At 64.4% G+C, this 16,823-nt stretch carries 13 protein-coding genes and 1 pseudogene; 5 read left to right on the forward strand and 9 right to left on the reverse strand.

The features are described from left to right. Positions 1-50: 50 nt before the first annotated feature. Positions 51-1,256: an ROK family transcriptional regulator gene (locus FJ957_RS03750; protein ID WP_140828668.1), complete on the reverse strand. Its 1,206-nt coding sequence runs from the start codon at positions 1,254-1,256 to the stop codon at positions 51-53. Between the two features lie 311 nt (positions 1,257-1,567). On the opposite strand from FJ957_RS03750, the gene FJ957_RS03755 reads away from it, so the two are divergent. The 4 genes from FJ957_RS03755 (at position 1,568) to otsB (ending at position 7,660) form a co-directional block, all read left to right on the forward strand. After that, a complete protein-coding gene (locus tag FJ957_RS03755) occupies positions 1,568-2,626 on the forward strand; it encodes a glycosyltransferase family 4 protein (protein ID WP_140828670.1) in 1,059 nt (352 codons plus the stop codon). A gap of 156 nt (positions 2,627-2,782) precedes the next feature. Further along, positions 2,783-4,945 carry an amylo-alpha-1,6-glucosidase gene (locus FJ957_RS03760; protein WP_140828672.1) on the forward strand — a complete coding sequence of 721 codons (2,163 nt, stop codon included), beginning with the start codon at positions 2,783-2,785 and terminating at the stop codon, positions 4,943-4,945. A 151-nt stretch (positions 4,946-5,096) separates the two neighbouring features. Continuing rightward, positions 5,097-6,884: a trehalose-6-phosphate synthase gene (locus tag FJ957_RS03765; protein WP_140828674.1), complete on the forward strand. Its 1,788-nt coding sequence runs from the start codon at positions 5,097-5,099 to the stop codon at positions 6,882-6,884. After that, positions 6,881-7,660, forward strand: a complete 780-nt coding sequence (otsB, locus tag FJ957_RS03770; RefSeq protein WP_140828676.1) for a trehalose-phosphatase — start codon at positions 6,881-6,883, stop codon at positions 7,658-7,660. The genes FJ957_RS03765 and otsB overlap by 4 nt, the downstream gene beginning before the upstream one ends. A 19-nt stretch (positions 7,661-7,679) precedes the next feature. Here the strand turns inward: otsB and FJ957_RS03775 are convergent, their stop codons facing one another. The 7 genes from FJ957_RS03775 to FJ957_RS03805 all read right to left on the reverse strand — a co-directional run bounded on the left by FJ957_RS03775 (position 7,680) and on the right by FJ957_RS03805 (position 15,340). Further along, complete coding sequence (locus FJ957_RS03775; protein ID WP_181170190.1) at positions 7,680-8,417, reverse strand: ATP-binding cassette domain-containing protein; 738 nt, start codon at positions 8,415-8,417, stop codon at positions 7,680-7,682. Positions 8,418-8,426: 9 nt separating this feature from the next. Further along, the gene (locus FJ957_RS03780) at positions 8,427-9,626 is read right to left on the reverse strand and encodes an alanine racemase (RefSeq protein WP_140828678.1); all 1,200 of its coding nucleotides are present in this window, start codon (positions 9,624-9,626) and stop codon (positions 8,427-8,429) included. A 12-nt stretch (positions 9,627-9,638) separates the two neighbouring features. Beyond that, a complete protein-coding gene (locus tag FJ957_RS03785; protein ID WP_140828680.1) occupies positions 9,639-10,610 on the reverse strand; it encodes an ABC transporter permease in 972 nt (323 codons plus the stop codon). A gap of 43 nt (positions 10,611-10,653) precedes the next feature. Next, on the reverse strand, positions 10,654-11,715 hold the full coding sequence (locus FJ957_RS03790) for a substrate-binding domain-containing protein (RefSeq protein WP_140828682.1): 1,062 nt from the start codon (positions 11,713-11,715) through the stop codon (positions 10,654-10,656). Positions 11,716-11,779: 64 nt separating this feature from the next. After that, on the reverse strand, positions 11,780-12,841 hold the full coding sequence (locus FJ957_RS03795; RefSeq protein WP_140828684.1) for a substrate-binding domain-containing protein: 1,062 nt from the start codon (positions 12,839-12,841) through the stop codon (positions 11,780-11,782). Between the two features lie 34 nt (positions 12,842-12,875). Continuing rightward, complete coding sequence (locus tag FJ957_RS03800) at positions 12,876-14,129, reverse strand: M20/M25/M40 family metallo-hydrolase (protein ID WP_140828686.1); 1,254 nt, start codon at positions 14,127-14,129, stop codon at positions 12,876-12,878. Further along, positions 14,126-15,340 carry an ROK family transcriptional regulator gene (locus FJ957_RS03805; RefSeq protein WP_140828688.1) on the reverse strand — a complete coding sequence of 405 codons (1,215 nt, stop codon included), beginning with the start codon at positions 15,338-15,340 and terminating at the stop codon, positions 14,126-14,128. The genes FJ957_RS03800 and FJ957_RS03805 overlap by 4 nt, the downstream gene beginning before the upstream one ends. A gap of 76 nt (positions 15,341-15,416) precedes the next feature. Here FJ957_RS03805 and FJ957_RS03810 point away from each other — a divergent pair. Continuing rightward, positions 15,417-15,659: pseudogene (locus tag FJ957_RS03810) on the forward strand (FCD domain-containing protein); the annotation flags it as partial. 29 nt (positions 15,660-15,688) lie between these two features. Here FJ957_RS03810 and FJ957_RS03815 read toward each other — a convergent pair. After that, positions 15,689-16,720 (reverse strand): hydroxyacid dehydrogenase, encoded by a 1,032-nt coding sequence (locus tag FJ957_RS03815; RefSeq protein ID WP_140828690.1) that lies wholly within the window; start codon positions 16,718-16,720, stop codon positions 15,689-15,691. Between the last annotated feature and the right edge of the window lie 103 nt (positions 16,721-16,823).

The following is a 16,823-nucleotide window of genomic DNA, read 5'->3' on the forward strand; positions in this document are numbered from 1 at the left end:
ACGGCGAAGCCGCCGAGCCTGACCGGGTCACACTTTTCCCGGAATTGCTTTTAGCACACCGGCTTCTGCAGCACGTCGAACTGCGGATTGGTTTCCGAAAAGATCGGCAAGGCCGCGGCGCCGAGGACGGAGGTGTCCTTTCCCGCGGCGCCCACCACGACGCGTGGCGCGACGCGGGCCCTGGTCGAGCTCACCGAGAGATGGAGCGGTTCGAGCCGGCCGGCCAGCGCCTCGATCACAGGCAGCGGCATGAAGCCGCCGAGCACGATGGTCTCGGGATCGAGCGCCATTTCCAGGATATCGATCGCCTGCCGGAGCGGATCGACCGCCTCGGCGAGCCAGGCTTCGAACCGGCTGTCGCCCTTTGCCAAGAGCTCTTCCAGCAGGTCGGGAGAGGCATGGTCGGGATCCGGTAGGTCGAGCTTGTCATAGGCAGCGCGCAGCGAGACGTAGCGCTCGAGGCAGCCGCGCTTGCCGCAATCGCAGGGCAGACCGCCCGGCTTGACGATGATGTGGCCGATCTCGCCGGCATTGTGGCGAGAGCCCTTGTAGAGATGGCCGTCGAGGAAAAGGCCGGCGCCGAGGCCCGTGCCGATGAAGAGATAGACAAAGCTGCCAAGCTTGCGTGCAACGCCATAAAGCCGCTCGCCGATGGCCGCCGCCGTGGCGTCGTTCTCGACGGTGACGGTGATGCCCGTGAGCCGTTCCAGTTCGTCGGCCACCGGAAAGTCGTGCCAGCCCGGAAGGGCCGTCGGGCCGACCGACGTTATGCCTTCGACGCCGAACGGCCCGGGCATCGCCATGCCGGCGCCAAGCAGTCTTGTCCGGTCCAGTCGGCAGGTTGCGATCAGGTCGCTTGAGATCGCGGCGAGCAGGGGCATGGCCTCAGTGGGAGTCGGCCGGTCGACATGCCTCTCGATGCGTGCGCGCATGGTGCCGGAAAGATCTGTGACGACGCCGACGGCTAGCTGATGGTCGAGCTGCAGGCCGATCGAATAACCGCCATCCGGATTGATGGAGTAGGGAACGGCAGGCTGGCCGCGCGCGCCTTTGAGCGTTGCTTCAGGACGCAGCAGCCCGGCCACTTCCAATTCCTCGACGATATTGGAGATGGTCTGCGACGACAGCGCCGTCAGCCTCGCGATCGCCGCCCGCGACAGCGCGCCGTTGACGCGGATCGCTTCGATCACAACGCGCCGATTGTGCGATTTCGCCTGCTCGAGATTTGTGCCGGAGATGGCTTTTTTGAGGGTCATGCGGTCGTTACCAGTCACGGAAACTGTAGATTGCTAATTTAGAAAATCAAGTTGATTTAATTATACTGACGCTGAGCAATTGGCAAAGGCTTGGGCCAACCCGTAGGCTTGCATTGCGACGTCGGAATTTGGTGGTGGTGAACACGCTGGCGCGGCGTGGTCGCAAGTCCTGAGTCTAGATTGTTTTACGCAATTCCGGACGGAAAACCGCTTCGCACTTTTTCCTGGAATTGCTCTAACCCGCGACCATTTGGGCAGGAACGATCTCGCGGCTGATGCATTTTGCTTCGCGTCAGCAGTCGAGGGACCCGATGCGCATAGCCCATGTCGCGCCGCTCTACGAATCCGTGCCGCCGAAACTTTATGGCGGCACCGAGCGGATCGTCTTCTACATCACCGAAGCACTGGTCGGGCTCGGGCATGACGTGACGCTGTTCGCGAGCGGCGACAGCGAGACATCGGCGCGGCTGGTGCCAGGTCGCGACCAGGCGATCCGCCTCGACGCGCGGCCGAAGAAATCGGAGATCGCCGCGCATCTGGCTATGCTCGCCGATGTGCGCGAGCGCGCCGGCGAGTTCGACGTCATCCATTTCCATCTCAGCCACTTCCTGCATTTTCCATTCTTCGAGGAGATCGCGGGACGGACCGTGACGACGCCGCATGGCCGGCTCGACTACGTCGATCTGGCGCCGGCCTACCAACGTTTCCCGCGTTTCCCGATGATCTCGATTTCACACAGCCAGAAGCGCGGCCTGCCGGATGCGAATTGGCTCGCCACGATCCATCACGGACTGCCGCTCAATGCCTATCAGCCGACTTATCAGCCGCAAGCGGAAGAGCCGTATCTGGCTTTCCTCGGACGCCTGTCCCGCGACAAGCGGCCGGACCGCGCCATCGAGATCGCGGGGCGGTCCGGATTGAAGTTGAAGCTGGCGGCCAAGATCGGCGACGACGACCGCGCTTATTTCCGCGACAACATCGAGGCGCTCATCGACGGCGACCGCATCGACTATGTCGGCGAGATCACGGAAAACGAGAAGGCCAGGTTTCTCGGCAACGCGGCAGGTCTCCTGTTCCCCATCGACTGGCCGGAGCCGTTCGGGCTCGTCGCGATCGAGGCCATGGCCTGCGGCACCCCGGTGATCGCCTGGAACAACGGTGCCCTGCCGGAGATCGTCGACAATGGCGTCACCGGCTTCGTCGTGGATAATGTCGGCGATGCGGTCGCATCGATGCCGGCGCTTCTCGAACTCGACCGGCGGCAGGTGAGGGCAGTCTTCGAGACAAGGTTCTCGGCGACAAGAATGGCGTGCGACTACCTTTCTGCCTATATGCGTCTGACCGGCGTGCCGGAGGCCAAGGCCTCCTGACCTTGACTGCCTGGAGCCGGATGATTTCAGGTCTGTTCGACCTGAAATCTGAATCCGGCTCTAAATCAAAGAGATAGAGCATGATGTCGTCCGAAAACCGCTTCACACTTTTCGGCATCATCATGCTCTAGGGCGGGGCAACCAAAGAGGTGACGAATGACGGAGCTCGACGAGCGCAAGCTCGATCCTGCCGTGGCCCTTTCCTCACTTGACGAGACGGCGCCGCGCGAACCGCACCGGCTTTTTGCGCTCAAGCAGGGCGACTGCTTCGCCGTCGCCGACGCCTATGGTGACATCAGGGGCGCCGGCGACGGCTTCTTCCGCGATGATACGCGCGTGCTGTCCGAATTCCGGCTGACCATCGGCGGCAGGCAGATGTCGCTTCTCGGCGCCTCGCTCAGCCAGGACAATGTGCTGTTCACATCGAACCTGACCAACCTGCCGATCCAAAGTGCCGTCGGCCGCGATATCCCGCAGGGCGCGATCCATATCGAGCGTGTCAGGCTGATCTGGCAGGACAGGCTGTTCGAGCGCATCACGCTTTCCAACTACAGTCGCGAGCATTCCACCATCACCGCCTCGCTGCATTTCGCCGCCGACTTTCGCGACATGTTCGAGGTGCGCGGCTCGACCCGGGTGAAGCGGGGCACCACGCATATCGCCAAGACCGACAAGACCTCGGTCCTGCTCGGCTATGACGGCCTCGACGGTCTGCCGCGGCTTTCCGCGATCTCCTTTTCGCAGGCGCCCGACCAGCTGAGCGACAATCGCGCCGATTTCCTCATCGCGGTGACCAAGCGCAGTCAAAAGGTGCTTTATGTCGAGGTCGGCCCCGCGATCGCAGATGCGCCCGATCGCGACCGCTTCCGCGCCGCGGCGGCACGCGCGCGGTTCGGCATGCGCGCCAAGCGAAGGCACGGCGCCACGGTGCACAGTTCGGGGCGCGTGTTCAACGATTGGGTCGAGCGCGCCCGCGCCGATGTGGCTCTGCTCACCACCGAGCTTTCGACCGGGCCCTATCCCTATGCCGGCATCCCGTGGTTTTCGACCGCGTTCGGCCGCGACGGCGTGATCTCGAGCCTGCAGATGCTTTGGCTCAATCCCGGACTGGCGCGCGGTGTGTTGGCTTTTCTCGCCGAGCACCAGGCGACGGAGACCTCGCCTTTCAGCGATTCCCAGCCCGGCAAGATCATGCATGAGACGCGCAAGGGCGAGATGGCGGCGCTGCGCGAGCTTCCGTTCGGCCGCTATTACGGCGGTGTCGACACCACGCCGCTTTATATCCATCTGGCGTCGGCCTATGCCGACCGCACCGGCGACATGGCCTTCATCGACAAGCTTTGGCCCTCGCTCAAAGCCGCCGCCGAGTGGACGGAGGAGGCGAGCCGGGCCACCGGTTTCGTCACCTACCAGCGCGCCGCCGAGTCCGGTCTCGCCAACCAGGGCTGGAAGGACAGTTTCGATTCGGTCTTCCACGCCGACGGCCGCATCCCCAAGGGGCCGATCGCGCTGGTCGAGGTGCAGGGTTATGTCTTTGCTGCTTTCCGCGGCCTGGCGGCGCTCGCGCGCCGCCGCGGCGAATATGCGGACGCCGAGCATTGGGAAAACCGGGCCGAGGAAATGCGGGTCGCCGTGGAACGCGATTTCTGGCTGGACGACCTGAATTTCTACGCACTGGCCATCGATGGCGAGGGCCAGCCCTGCAAGGTTCGAACAACAAATGCCGGGCACCTGCTTTTCGTCGGGCTGCCGCAGCCCGAGCGCGCCAGGCTGGTCGCCGACCAGTTGCTGTCGGCCTCCTTCCATTCCGGCTGGGGGCTGCGGACGCTCGCCGACGATGCGGTGTTCTTCAATCCAATGTCCTACCACAACGGCTCTATCTGGCCGCATGACACCGCGCTTTGCGGCGTGGGGCTGGCGCGTTACGGCGAGCGCGACAGCGTGGTACGACTGATGAGCGGCACGTTCGAGTCGGCCGTGCATTTCAACATGCGGCTGCCGGAACTGTTCTGCGGCTTCACACGCGCCCCCGGCGAGGCGCCGATCGCCTATCCCGTCGCCTGCCTGCCGCAGGCCTGGTCGGCGGGCTCTACCTTCATGCTGATGCAGGCCTGCCTCGGCCTGGAGATCGACGGCTGGGAAGGCGAACTGCACGTCACGCGGCCAAGGCTGCCGATCGGCATCGACACGCTCACGCTCCGGCATCTCTCGGTCGGCGACAAGGCGGTCGATCTCACCTTCCAGCGGGTCGGCGACCGCGTCGTGGCCTTCCTTTCAGATCGTCATGAAGGCCAGGTGCCGCTTATCGTGCGGACTTAGAAGAAGGCCTCGCAAGTCCGCGTTCAACAATCGAAAAATGTCGGAACCCATGGCCGGTTTGTGCGTTGCACACCCTGAACCGGTTCACCGGTCCGCAGCCGGCAAGAATGAAAAACAAAGAGCGGACAGCCGGAGGCAACCTGGCACTTCAATGACACAATATGGCGTCGACCTGCTTTTGGTCCTTATTCTCGCGAGCCTCGGACTTTCCGCTCTGGCGATCTTCATTTCAGTTTCTCGGCATCGGCGCCAGCACGCTCGCGCCTCAGTTCCACCAGGCGATGATGTTGCGTCCGAGGCCGCGCGCAAGGTGCTGCGCGAGTTCGAGAAGAACGGCCAGTCGGTGGATGCGGCTCTCGTGAGCTGGTCGCCGGAGACCTTGCGCAAGATCCTTGCCGAGGACCTGCCGGATGCGCAGGTCATCGTCGTCTCCAACCGTGAGCCGTATATCCACAACGAGTGCAAGGACGGCGAAGTCGAATTGGTGGTGCCGGCGAGCGGATTGGTTTCCGCGCTGGAGCCGATCACGCGCGCATGCGCCGGAACCTGGATCGCCTATGGCGGCGGCAGCGCCGACCGGACCGTGGTCGACGGAAACGACCGCGTGCAAGTGCCGCCTGGCCATCCCTCCTACACGCTGCGCCGGGTCTGGCTGAGCGACGACGAATATCAAGGCTACTATCTCGGCTTCGCCAATGAGGGCCTGTGGCCGCTCTGCCATATCGCGTTCACGCGGCCGATCTTTCGCGAGTCGGACTGGGAGGCCTATGAGGCCGTCAACCGCAAATTCGCCGAGACGGTGGTTGCCGAGGCGCGCAACGAGCGGCCGATCGTGCTGGTCCAGGACTACCACTTCGCGCTCTTGCCGCGCATGATCCGTGAGCGGCTGCCCGAGGCGATCGTCATCACCTTCTGGCATATCCCTTGGCCGAATTCGGAAGTATTCAGCATCTGCCCCTGGCGCGAACGCATCCTGGACGGACTGCTCGGCAGTTCGATCGTGGGCTTCCACACCCAGTTCCACGCCAACAACTTCACCGAGAGCGTCGACCGCTTCATGGAAAGCCGCATTGAGCGAGCCGATGCCGCCATTTCCTACGGCGGCCAGGTGACGCTGGTGCATTCCTATCCGATCTCGATCGAATGGCCGGTCGAGCTCCTGAAAGCCCTGCCCAGCGTCGAGGAATGCCGGGCGCGCGTGCGCAAGCGGTTCAGAATTCCAGCCGGCGCCAAGCTTTGCGTCGGCGTCGAGCGTCTCGATTACACCAAAGGCATCCTCGATCGCTTCCATGCGCTTGAGGAACTGCTCATTCGCCATCCTGAAATGGTGGGTAAAGTCGTATTCCTGCAGATCGCGGCTCCGAGCCGGGGCACGTTGCCGGCCTACAAGCAGCTGTATGAGGAATGCCTGCGCTGTGCCGACGAGCTCAACCAGCGCTACGGCAATGAATCCTACCGGCCGGTGGTCATGGTGGCCGAACATCATTCGCAGGCCGCGGTCTATGAACTCTATCGCGCGGCCGACATCTGCCTGGTCACCAGCCTGCATGACGGCATGAACCTCGTGGCCAAGGAGTTCGTGGCTTCGCGCGACGACGAGCAGGGCGTGCTTTTGCTCAGCACCTTCGCCGGCGCCTCGCGCGAGCTGCTGGAGGCGCTGATCGTCAATCCTTACGATGCGGCGATGATGAGCGAGGCGATGCTGCAAGCGCTGACCATGGGGCCAGACGAGCAGCGTGAGCGCATGCGGCGCATGCGCGAGATCGTGCGTGACAACAATGTCTATCGCTGGGCCGGCAGCATGCTGCTCGACGCGGCGCGGCTGAGGAAGCGCGGCGACCTCGACAGGGTCACCGCCTTATACGACCGGCCGGCAGGTCCCACCGGCGACAATGTCGTCTCCATGTTCGAACGCAAACAGGCAGTCGGATTCCGATGAACATCCAGGCAGACCTTACCCCACCGCTTCCCGAAGGCCGGTGGGCGCTTTTCCTCGACATCGACGGCACCTTGCTGGAGCATGCGGCGCATCCCGACGCCGTCTCGGTCAGCGAGGAGTTGCGCATTCTCCTGGAGAGGATCGAGCGGCGGCTCGACGGTGCGCTCGCCTTCATCACCGGTCGCTCGATAGCAGCCGTCGACCATCTGTTCGACCCGTTGAAACTGCGGATCGCCGGCCTCTATGGGCTGGAACACAGGCTCGCGCCGGACGGAAAGATCGAAGCCGCCGACGAGCCGGCGGATATGGCGGCGCTTGCCGACGAGATCGAACTCGAGCTGGCGAGCAAGGCCGTCTATGTCGAGCGCAAGGGGCCGGTGCTCGCCATCCACACGAGAGCCGCCCCTCAGCTTCTGGCTCGGGCGACGGAATTGGTCGAGGCGGCACTCGCGCGCTTGCCGCAAGGCTACCGCGTGATCGCCGGCAACGCGGGCGTCGAGCTGATGCCGCTCGAAGCGGCCAAGGGCGCCGCGATCCGGCGCTTCATGCAGCTCGATCCATTCACCGGCAGGCGTCCGGTGTTTCTTGGCGACGATACGTCCGACGAGAACGGCTTCGACACGGTCAACGCCGCGGGTGGGATCTCGATCCGCGTCAAGCCGCAAGGCGAGACCGCGGCGCGCTTCGCCATCGAAGATGTCGCGAGCGCCATTGCCTGGCTGGAGGCCAATTTCGTCCCTGCCACACAAATACCCAGCAGCGACCTCGTCGCCTAGGCCGGCAAGGGCCAGGCCACTATTGCTGCTGCAAGCCCGTGATCATGGCGATGATCTCGTTCTTGTCGGTCTTCTTCGTCTCGCGCACGCCGATCTGCTTGCCGCGCCTCAAGACGCAGATGCGGTCCGACAGCTTGAACACCTGGTCGAGGCTGTGGCTGATGATCAGGATGCCGACATTGCGCTGCTTTAGCGACAGAACGATTTCTTCCACCTTGGCGGTCTCGGCGACGCCAAGGGCGGCAGTCGGCTCGTCGAGCAGGATCAGCTTGCTTGCCCAGTGCGTCGCCCTGGCGATCGCGACGCCTTGTCGCTGGCCGCCGGAGAGGTCGCGGATGGTGGCATGAGCGGAAGGGATGCGTACGTCGAGCTCCTTCACCAGCTTTTCCGTCTCGGCGATCATGCGGCGGCGGTCGAGCAGGCCGAAGCGGTTCAGCGGCTCGCGGCCGAGGAACATGTTCATGTAGACGGTCTGCTGGTCGGCTAAGGCGAGATCCTGATAGACCACCTCGATGCCGTGCGCGCGCCCCATGGTGGCGTTCGACATCGTCACCGGCTTGCCCTCGATGGCTATCGTGCCGGAGGAAGGCGGATGCACGCCTGAGACGATCTTGACCAGCGTCGACTTGCCGGCTCCGTTGTCGCCGACAAGCGCCACGATCTCGCCCGGAAAGACTTCGAGCGAGAAGTTCTCGATCGCGGTGATGCCGCCGAAATTCTTGCGGATATCCTGAAGCTGCAGGATGGGCGCGTTCATGGTCATCTCCTAGACAGGCCAGGCATAGGGTTCGCCAAAGCCGTTCTCGATGGTTTCGACCTTCGGATTGCCCTTCGAGACACCCGAGACGCCGACGACATAGGCGCGGGTGACGAAGGCCTGGCCGCGGAAGCCGAAGATGGCGCTGTCGCCCGGCCTCGGAGCTCGCGCGCCGGAAGCGTCGATCATGGCGTAGTAGTCGATCGCCGAAGGCGGCGGCACCTCGACGCTTTTGAGCGCTGTGGCGGCCGCTGTCGGCTCGGCCGAGACGATCGCCTTGACGTCATAGTTCGGGAAAATCGGGTCGATATAGAAGCCGCCGCCGAAGCAGTAGGCCTTGCCGCCCGACAGATGCGAGACTTCGGTGAGATAGAGCACCGCAGGTAATTCCGGCAGGTCTTCCATGACATGCAGCGCCGTGGTGCCATGCAGGCCGTTGCCAGGTTCGCACTGCGTGGCGCCGGCTTCCGCCAGCGCTGCCAGCATCACACTGGATGTGGTGCCGGGCGCATTGATCTCGATTTCCTTGCGGCCAGATTTTGCCAGCGCCTCGGCGGCCTTGCTCAGCGTTGCAAGATTGGGCGTCGGCAACACTTTTCGCGCGGCATGGTCGAAGAGCAGGGCAGGGAAGGTGGTGATACCGGCAAAGCGGCCGCCCGGAACGGCATCGAGCCGGTCGGCGACGCCGACAACCTCGCCGGCGTCGAAGCCGCCTTCATGGCCGCGGTAGAAAATGTCTCCTTCGGCCGCGATGCGGGCGAGCAGGTCCTGAACATAGCCGGCGGCCTTGGCGCCCTTGCCTGCTTCCTCGGCCTTGGTGTCGTTGAAGACGGTCCAGTAATGCGGCTGGAAGGCGGTCGCCGCCGCCTCCGCTTCGAATTTCGCTATCTGCTGCAAATGGCCGAGATGGCCGAGCTTCATCCCGGCCTTGTGTGTGGCGCGCGCGCAGGCCATGTCGACCGCCACGGCGCGCTCGATGCCGCCGCGCATCACCGCCTTGCAGAATGAGCTCGAGCGCCCGACCTGCTTGGTCATGGCGAATATCTTCAGGCCGAGCCGGTCGGCTTCCTGCTTGAGGACCGCCGCATTATGCTCAACCGTGTCGAGATCGAGCACATAGGCGTTGGCCGGCAGCTTGCCCTGCTGATGAAGGCCGATCGCCGCCTCGATGAAGGCGGGGTTGCGGCGGCGCAGAACGTCGAGAAACATGGAAAGGTTCCTTCAGCGGGATTTGTCGCGCAGCGACACGGCGACGGCGGTGAGGATGATCAGGCCGCGCACGATCATCTGGTCGGAGACCGAAAGGCCCATCAGGATCAGGCCGTTGTTCAGCATGCCCATCATCAGCGAGCCGACGAGCGCGCCGACGATCGAGCCCTTGCCGCCGTTGAGCAGCGTGCCGCCGACGATGACGGCAGCGATCACCGTCATCAGATCGGTCTCGCCGAGCGTGTATTTCGCCGCTTGCAGGCGCCCGGCGTAGAGCAGTCCGGCAAGCCCCGCGAGCCCCCCGCTGATGGTGAGCACGGCGAGCCTGATCTTGGGCACGCTGATGCCCGAGACGCTCGCCGCGCGGGCGTTGTCGCCGGTCGCCAGCACATGCGCGCCGAAACGCGTCTCACGGTAGACGAGATGGCCGATGGCGATGGCGATGACCGTCCACCAGATCAGCGACGGCACGCCGAGCAGCGACCCCGAGCCGAAGAAACCGGTGAAGATCTCGTCGGTGACTGAGATCGAACGCAGATCGGTCATCGAGCGCGAGACACCGGCGAACAGGCCCATCGTCGCCAGCGTCACCAGGAAGGAAGGCAGCCTTACATAGGCGACCAGCGCGCCGTTGATGAGGCCGATCAGAATTCCCGCACCCAGGCCGGCGACGATGCCCGCCGCCATCCCATAGGAGGCGATGGTGACGGCGGCGGCGAGCGCCGCCACCGCGACGATCGAGCCGATCGAAAGATCGATCTCGCCGGCCGACATGACGAAGACGAGGCCTATCGCCATGATCGTCACCGGCGCCGTCTGCAGCACGATGTTGGAGAGGTTGCGGACGGTGAGGAAGCCGCTGTCCCGCAGCATGATAGCGAAGAACAGGAAGATCGCCAGGAAGCCGAGATAGACGACATATTGCTGCAGATTGAAGCGGCTAGCGAGGCTGCCGACCTCGGTACTGGTGTTGGCACTGGACATGTTCGATCTCCGATGATGCGTGCTTCGCAGCCTGCCACGGCGTTTACTTCATGGCGTCCGCGATGGTCGCGGGCACATCCCTGTTGAGCGACTTCTTCCAGCCTTCCTTCACCGTCTCCTTGGTGACGGCAATGGAATCGACGGCATAGAAAGGCTCGGCCTTCAGGCCGACCAGGGAACCTGCCGAGGCACGCGCCAGCGTCACGCCGATCGAGTAGGCCTCGTCGGCGACAAGGGCCGCGATGTTGCCGCCCTTGACCATATCGAGCGCGGCCGGTTCGTTGAGGTCGAGCGTGACGATCTTGGTGTGCTTGTTGCCGGCGGCGCGCAATGCGGAGAGCACGCTGAGAGCCGGCTCGGCCCAGGTGACATAGATGCCGTCGAGGTCCGGATGCTGGGTGATCATCGCCTGCGCGATGTCCTCGCTGCGCGCCGGGTCGGCCATGCCAGCCTCGGCAGCGATCTTCATGTCGGGATAATCCTGTTCGATCGTCTTCTTGAAGGCGCCGTCGCGCTGGTTGGTGACGTAGAAGTCGGCGTCATGGAAGATGTAGCCAACCTTGCCCTTCTTGCCGAGCGCCTCGGCCATGGCGATGCCGGCCTTGTTGCCCATCTGGAAGAGGTCGTCCGAAACGATGGCGACATAATCCGTGCCCTGCTTGTAGCCGGCCGGGCAATTGTCGACGAAGCCGAGCTTGACGCCGGCCTGTCGGGCCGGGTCGTAGACCGAGGCGGCGGTCGCCGGATCGACCGGCAGCGACAGTATGATAGACGGTTTCTTGGCCATCACCGTCTCGACATCGGCTTTCTGGCGCGCGGCGTCGAAGCCGGCGTCGGTCTGCGCCACCACTTCGACGCCGAGACGCTTGAACTCGTCGCGCGCGCCGGCGTTGACGGCGTTGGTGTACTCGCTCATCTCGTGCCAGACGAGAGCCGCGGTGAACTTGCCGTCCTTGATCTGCTGCTCCTGCGTCTCTGTCAGCGTCAGCGAGGCCGCCGGAACCGGCTTCTCGCCGTTCGGGCCGGTGGTGACGCCTTCGGCGGCGAAGGCGTGAGCGGCGAACAGGCTCGCCAATACGGTCATGATGCTCAATGCTTTGCGCATGTCGGTTCCCTTTTTTGTTTAGGAAAAGAGCTCCGGCGCGGTAGGCCGAACCGGAGCGTCGGCTTCACTTCGCCGCGTCGAGCACCGACTGCGGTGCATCGCGGTTCAGCGAGTCCTTCCAGCCCTGGGAGACATTTTCCTTGGTTACGGTCAGCGCCGGCGCCACGACGAAGGCGGGCGTCTGCTGGCCGAGCAGGGACTTCATGCCGGAGGCGGCCATGGCGCGGCCAAGTTCATAGGCCTTATCGGCGACGAGTGCCGCGACATTGCCGCCCTTGACCATGTCGAGGGCGACCGGCTCGGCAAGATCGAGCGTGACGATCTTGGTGTGCGTGTTGCCGGCGCCGCGCAGCGCCGAAAGCACGCCGTCGGCGGGCTCGGCCCAGGTTACATAGATGCCGTCGAGATCGGGATGCTGCAGCAGCATTGCATTGGCCAGTTCCTCGGCACGGGCCGGGTCGGAAATGCCCTGTTCGGCGACGATCTTGATGTCTGGATAATCCTTCTCGATGGTCTTCTTGAAGGACTGGTCGCGCTGGTTGGTGACATAATAATTGGCGTCGTGGAAAATATAGCCGACCTTGCCCTTGCCGCCGATGGCCTTGGCCATGGCATCGGCCGCCTGCTTGCCCATCTGGTAGAGATCGTCGGTGACGATCGAGGCGTAGTCGGTGCCTTGCTTGTAATCCTTGGGCAGGTTGGACAGGAACACCAGCTTGACGCCATCCTTGACCGCTTGGCGGAAGGCTTCGGCGGAAGTGACAGGGTCTAGCGGCAACGCCAGGATGACGTTCGGCTTGGCGGCGAGCGCGGTCTCGATGTCGCTGCGCTGGCGGGCGGCGTCGAACTGCGCGTCGGTCTTGACCGCGATCGAGATGCCGGCGCGGGCGAACTCGTCGGTGGCGCCCGCCGTCACCGCGTTGGTGAAATCGGAAGAGGTGTGCCACAGAAGGGCTGCCTTGTAGCCCTTGTCCTTCAGCGCCGCGATGTCGGCATCGCTCAGTGTCAGGCTGGAACTCGGGGTGGCGGTCTCACCCTGCGGTCCGACCGTCTGCGCGTGAGCCGCGCCGGCGGCGAGCATCAATCCGCTGGCCAGGGCGGCTGCAATCCATTTCTTCATCGGCATGTTTCAGTCTCCCATTTTCTGCTTGGTTGGTCGTTCAGTCGGCCACGCCGCAATAGCGGGCCATGAAGGCTGCGAAGCCGACGATGCCGGCGAGGTATTCCTCGACATCGACGTGCTCCTCGAAAGTGTGGCAGTTGCGGATGTCGCCCGGCGCGCAATAGACCGCGGGAATGCCCAACCGATTGACGAAGAACGAGGATTCCGACCAGAAGGGCGCGCCCTCGATCACGCCGCGTCCGCCCATGGCACCTGCCATTGATTGCGAAAGCAGGGCGACTTCGGCGCGCGTCTCGTCAATCTCGGCGGCGGTGCCACCCAGCCTGTGGTCGCGACCGGCCGGATAGGCGAACTCGACGGTGATCTCCGGGTCGGTGATCGCGCCGCGCACCGCGGCCTCGATCTCGGCGGCGGCCGTGTCGAGGTTCTCGCCCGGCAGGAGCTTGCGGATCAGCGACAGCGTGCATCGCTCGGGCACGGCGATATAGCCGCCGCCGGTGAGGCCGGTGATCAGCAGGAAACCGCGCCCGGCGAGCTTGTGCTCGGCGCGGGCAGCCACCGCGTCCGAATGCTTCCAGAGCGCCGTCATTGCGGCATGCGCGGCGCGCAGCGCATCCTTGCCGAGCTCCGGCACGCCAAAATAGGCCGACTTGCCGGTGATCGTGATGTCGGTGATGAAGAAGCCGATCTGCGCGGCGTAGACGGCAAGCCGCGTCGGCTCGACATAGACGGTGAAGTCGGGCGCCGCGACCTCGCCGGCCTCGATGCGGCCGACGAAATGCTTGATGCCGGCGGAGACGCCGGTGCCGGGCTGGCCGCTTTCCTCATCGCCGACGAAGGCGAAGGCGACATCGCCCTTGAGGCGGATGCCGGCCTTGTCGAGCAGCGAGAGCGCCGCCAGCGAGGCGCTGATGCCGGCCTTGAGATCGCCCGAGCCGCGGCCCCAGACCGCGTTGTCGACGATGGGCGCGCCGAACGGGTCCTCGCGCTCGGTGCCGGCCCAATGCTCGCGCCAGCCGTCGACATGGACGGTGTCCGTATGACCGATGAACAACAGGCGCTTGCCCTGGCCAGTTCCCTTGCGCTCGCCCCAGATGTTCGGCCTGCCGGGCAGGAAATCCGCGCGGCTCAAGCCGCTCAGTCCCAACTCGCGCATTTTCGCTTCGAGGAAGTCGACGAAATTCGCTTCATTGCCGGTGATGCTGTCGCGGCCGATCGCGCCCCTGAACAGCGCCAGCGCCTGGTCGGAATCGAGAGCGGCGCGCAGCCGGGTTGTGATGTCGCTGGTCACAGCACGACCTCCTTCAGGGCAGCCGCCTGGGCGGTGGGAAGTGAAATCCGGCCGTCCGGCGCGTCGACGCCGAAGAGCGTGTTGTGCAACTGGCCAAGGCCGATCGCGGCGGCGCCGATCAGCGCCGCCCGCGCGCCCAGCTCGCCCGCCTCGACGGTGACAGGGTAGGGGAAGCAGAGCGGTATCAAGGCTTTGACGCGTGAGAGGATTTCCGGCCTGAGGCCGATCGAGCCGCCCAGTATTACCTTTTCCGGATTGGCGACGGCGGCGATCGCGGCGATGCCTTGCGCCAGATAGCGCGCCGTCTCGTCGAGCACTGTGAGCGCTGCCTTGTCGCCTGTTGCGGCGTTCTCGAAGATCGCGGGGACCGCGACCTGGGTGCCGGTCAGGGATCTGTAGCGCTCGGTCATCGCGTGTGTCGCCACCGCCCGCTCGAAAGCGCCGGTGCGCAGCGATTCCGCGGCGAACGGATCGGCGCCGATCGGCATGAAACCGATTTCGCCGGCCGCATGGGTGGCGCCGCGCACCAGATGGCCGCCCAGCATCAGGCCGCTGCCGACGCCGGTGCCAAGCGCGATATAGACAAGATTGTCGATACCCTGGCCTTGGCCCAGCCAATTCTCGCCAAGCACGGCGAGATTGACGTCGTTCTCGATCATCACCGCGACGCCGAGCGCCTTCTCAAAGGCGTCAAGCACATTCATGGCGTCGAAGCCGGCGATGTTCGGCGCGAGCAGGATGCGGCCGGTCGCGGGGTCCGGCGCGCCCGGCGCGCCGATGACGGCAAGGCGGATTTTCTTGCGGGGAATGCGCTCCCTGGCCGCGGCCTGGAAGGCGAGCGCCGCGATCTGGTCGATGATGAACTGGCCGCCGCGCGGATCGGTCGGCGTCGCCGCTTCGGCGAAGATCTGGCAGGCGAGGTCGGTCAGCGCCACGCGCACCTTGGTGCCGCCCAGGTCGACAGCGATAATGTAGGCGGCGTCGTGAACGAGCTCATAGGTGACGGCGGAGCGCCCGACATGGCCGCTGGTGCGTCCGGTCTCCTGTACCCAGCCTTCCTGCTCGAGGCCACGTACGATTTCTGAGATCGTCTGCTTCGAAAGGCCGGTGAGCTTGGAAATCGAGGCCCGCGATATCGGCCCGCCTTGGACGATCGCCTCCATGACAGAGCGTTGCGAGAACTGGCGGGAAATACGCGGCAGATCGCTCACGGCGGGCCTCGGATTAATTCGTTCTGTAACCGAACTTATTATTCAAGCATTTGCTTGTCAACGACCTTTGTTGAGCTTTTACGAGATGCTGTTCGAAACAGCCGACAAGCGCATCGCCTGGGGGATCGTCACTGATCTCAATGTCCGCATCAACCAGCTGCGCTCGATGACGATCCTGTCGCAGAACCGCCGCGAGCCGGCGATCGCCTAAATGCACGCGATCATGGATGCTATCCGCTTACGCAAGCCGGAAGCGGCGGAGGCCGCGGCCCGGCGGTATGTGGAGACGGCTTGGCAAATCGCCCGCGACGCGCTTCGTTGGGCGCGCTTTAGACAGGTTGTTCGATCTCAGTTCCTGTCGACCGGCTTGGAACGCATCCTCGACACCGTCTCGCGCTCGGCGCGCTTGGAGCGCAGTGGCGGCAAGCCGCGATCGATGAGATCCATGTCCTCGAGCACCATGTCGCCCATCCGCTTGAAGGCGATGTCGAGCGCGCCCGCGCGATGCGCCGAGCGCAGGAAGCCGGGGAGCGCGCGGACAGGATGGTCCTGCGCCAGCGGCTCCTCCGGGAAGACGTCGCTTGCGGCAACGATATGGCTGCTCTTCACCGCCGCCATGAGTGCCGCGAAATCGACGACGCCGGCGCGGCTGAGCAGGATGAAGGCCGCGCCCTTGCGCATTTTGGCAAAAGCGTCCGCGCCGAGGAACCCCTGGTTCTCGCTGGTGACCGAAGCGACGACGAAGACGAAATCGCTTTGCGACAGCACCGCATCCAGCGAGGCCGGCTCGACGCCATTGTCGATCAGGATCGACGGCGGCAGCCACGGATCGTAGACCTTGGTGCGGGTGCGGAAGCCGGTCAGCAACCGGTTGAGCGCGCGGCCGAGATCGCCGAAGCCGATGATGCCGACATCGGCGCCGGAGAGAAGCCGCGCGGTCTGGTTGCCGTCGCCGCCCCAGAGCTCCTTGCCTTGCCGGAAGGCGAGATCGGCGTCGACGATGTTTCTGGCGAGATTCAGCGCCATGGCAAGGCCGAGCTCCGCGACCGGCTCGGCAAAGACGAGGCCGGTGGTGACGACATGGATGCCGCGGGCGAACAGCGTTTCATAGGGCATGTTGTTGAGGAGGTTGGTCTCGACGTTGAAGACGCAGCGCAGCGCCTTCAGCTTATCCAGCGTTTCGGCTGAAATCGGCGGCTGGCCGACGATATAGCGCGCCTCGGCCAGTGTTTCGGCGGGCAGTGCCGCGACGCCTTCCGGCGTCGTCTCGACGATGCGATAGTTCTTGCGCAGGCGCGCCAGCTGTGGCGGCGTGAAGATCAGCTCGAGCGTGCGCGGCTCGGGCGCGCTGATGACCAGCGGCAAGGCTTTGTCGGACATGTCTTTCCTCCCGGGCGCGATTGGATCGCGTCAATCACGCATTCAAGTCTTACTCCCGATGAAACGATTTACAAGAACGAAAAATCGATTTATCGATTACAGT

Source organism: Mesorhizobium sp. B2-4-6 (genome assembly GCF_006442775.1).
Classification (GTDB): domain Bacteria; phylum Pseudomonadota; class Alphaproteobacteria; order Rhizobiales; family Rhizobiaceae; genus Mesorhizobium.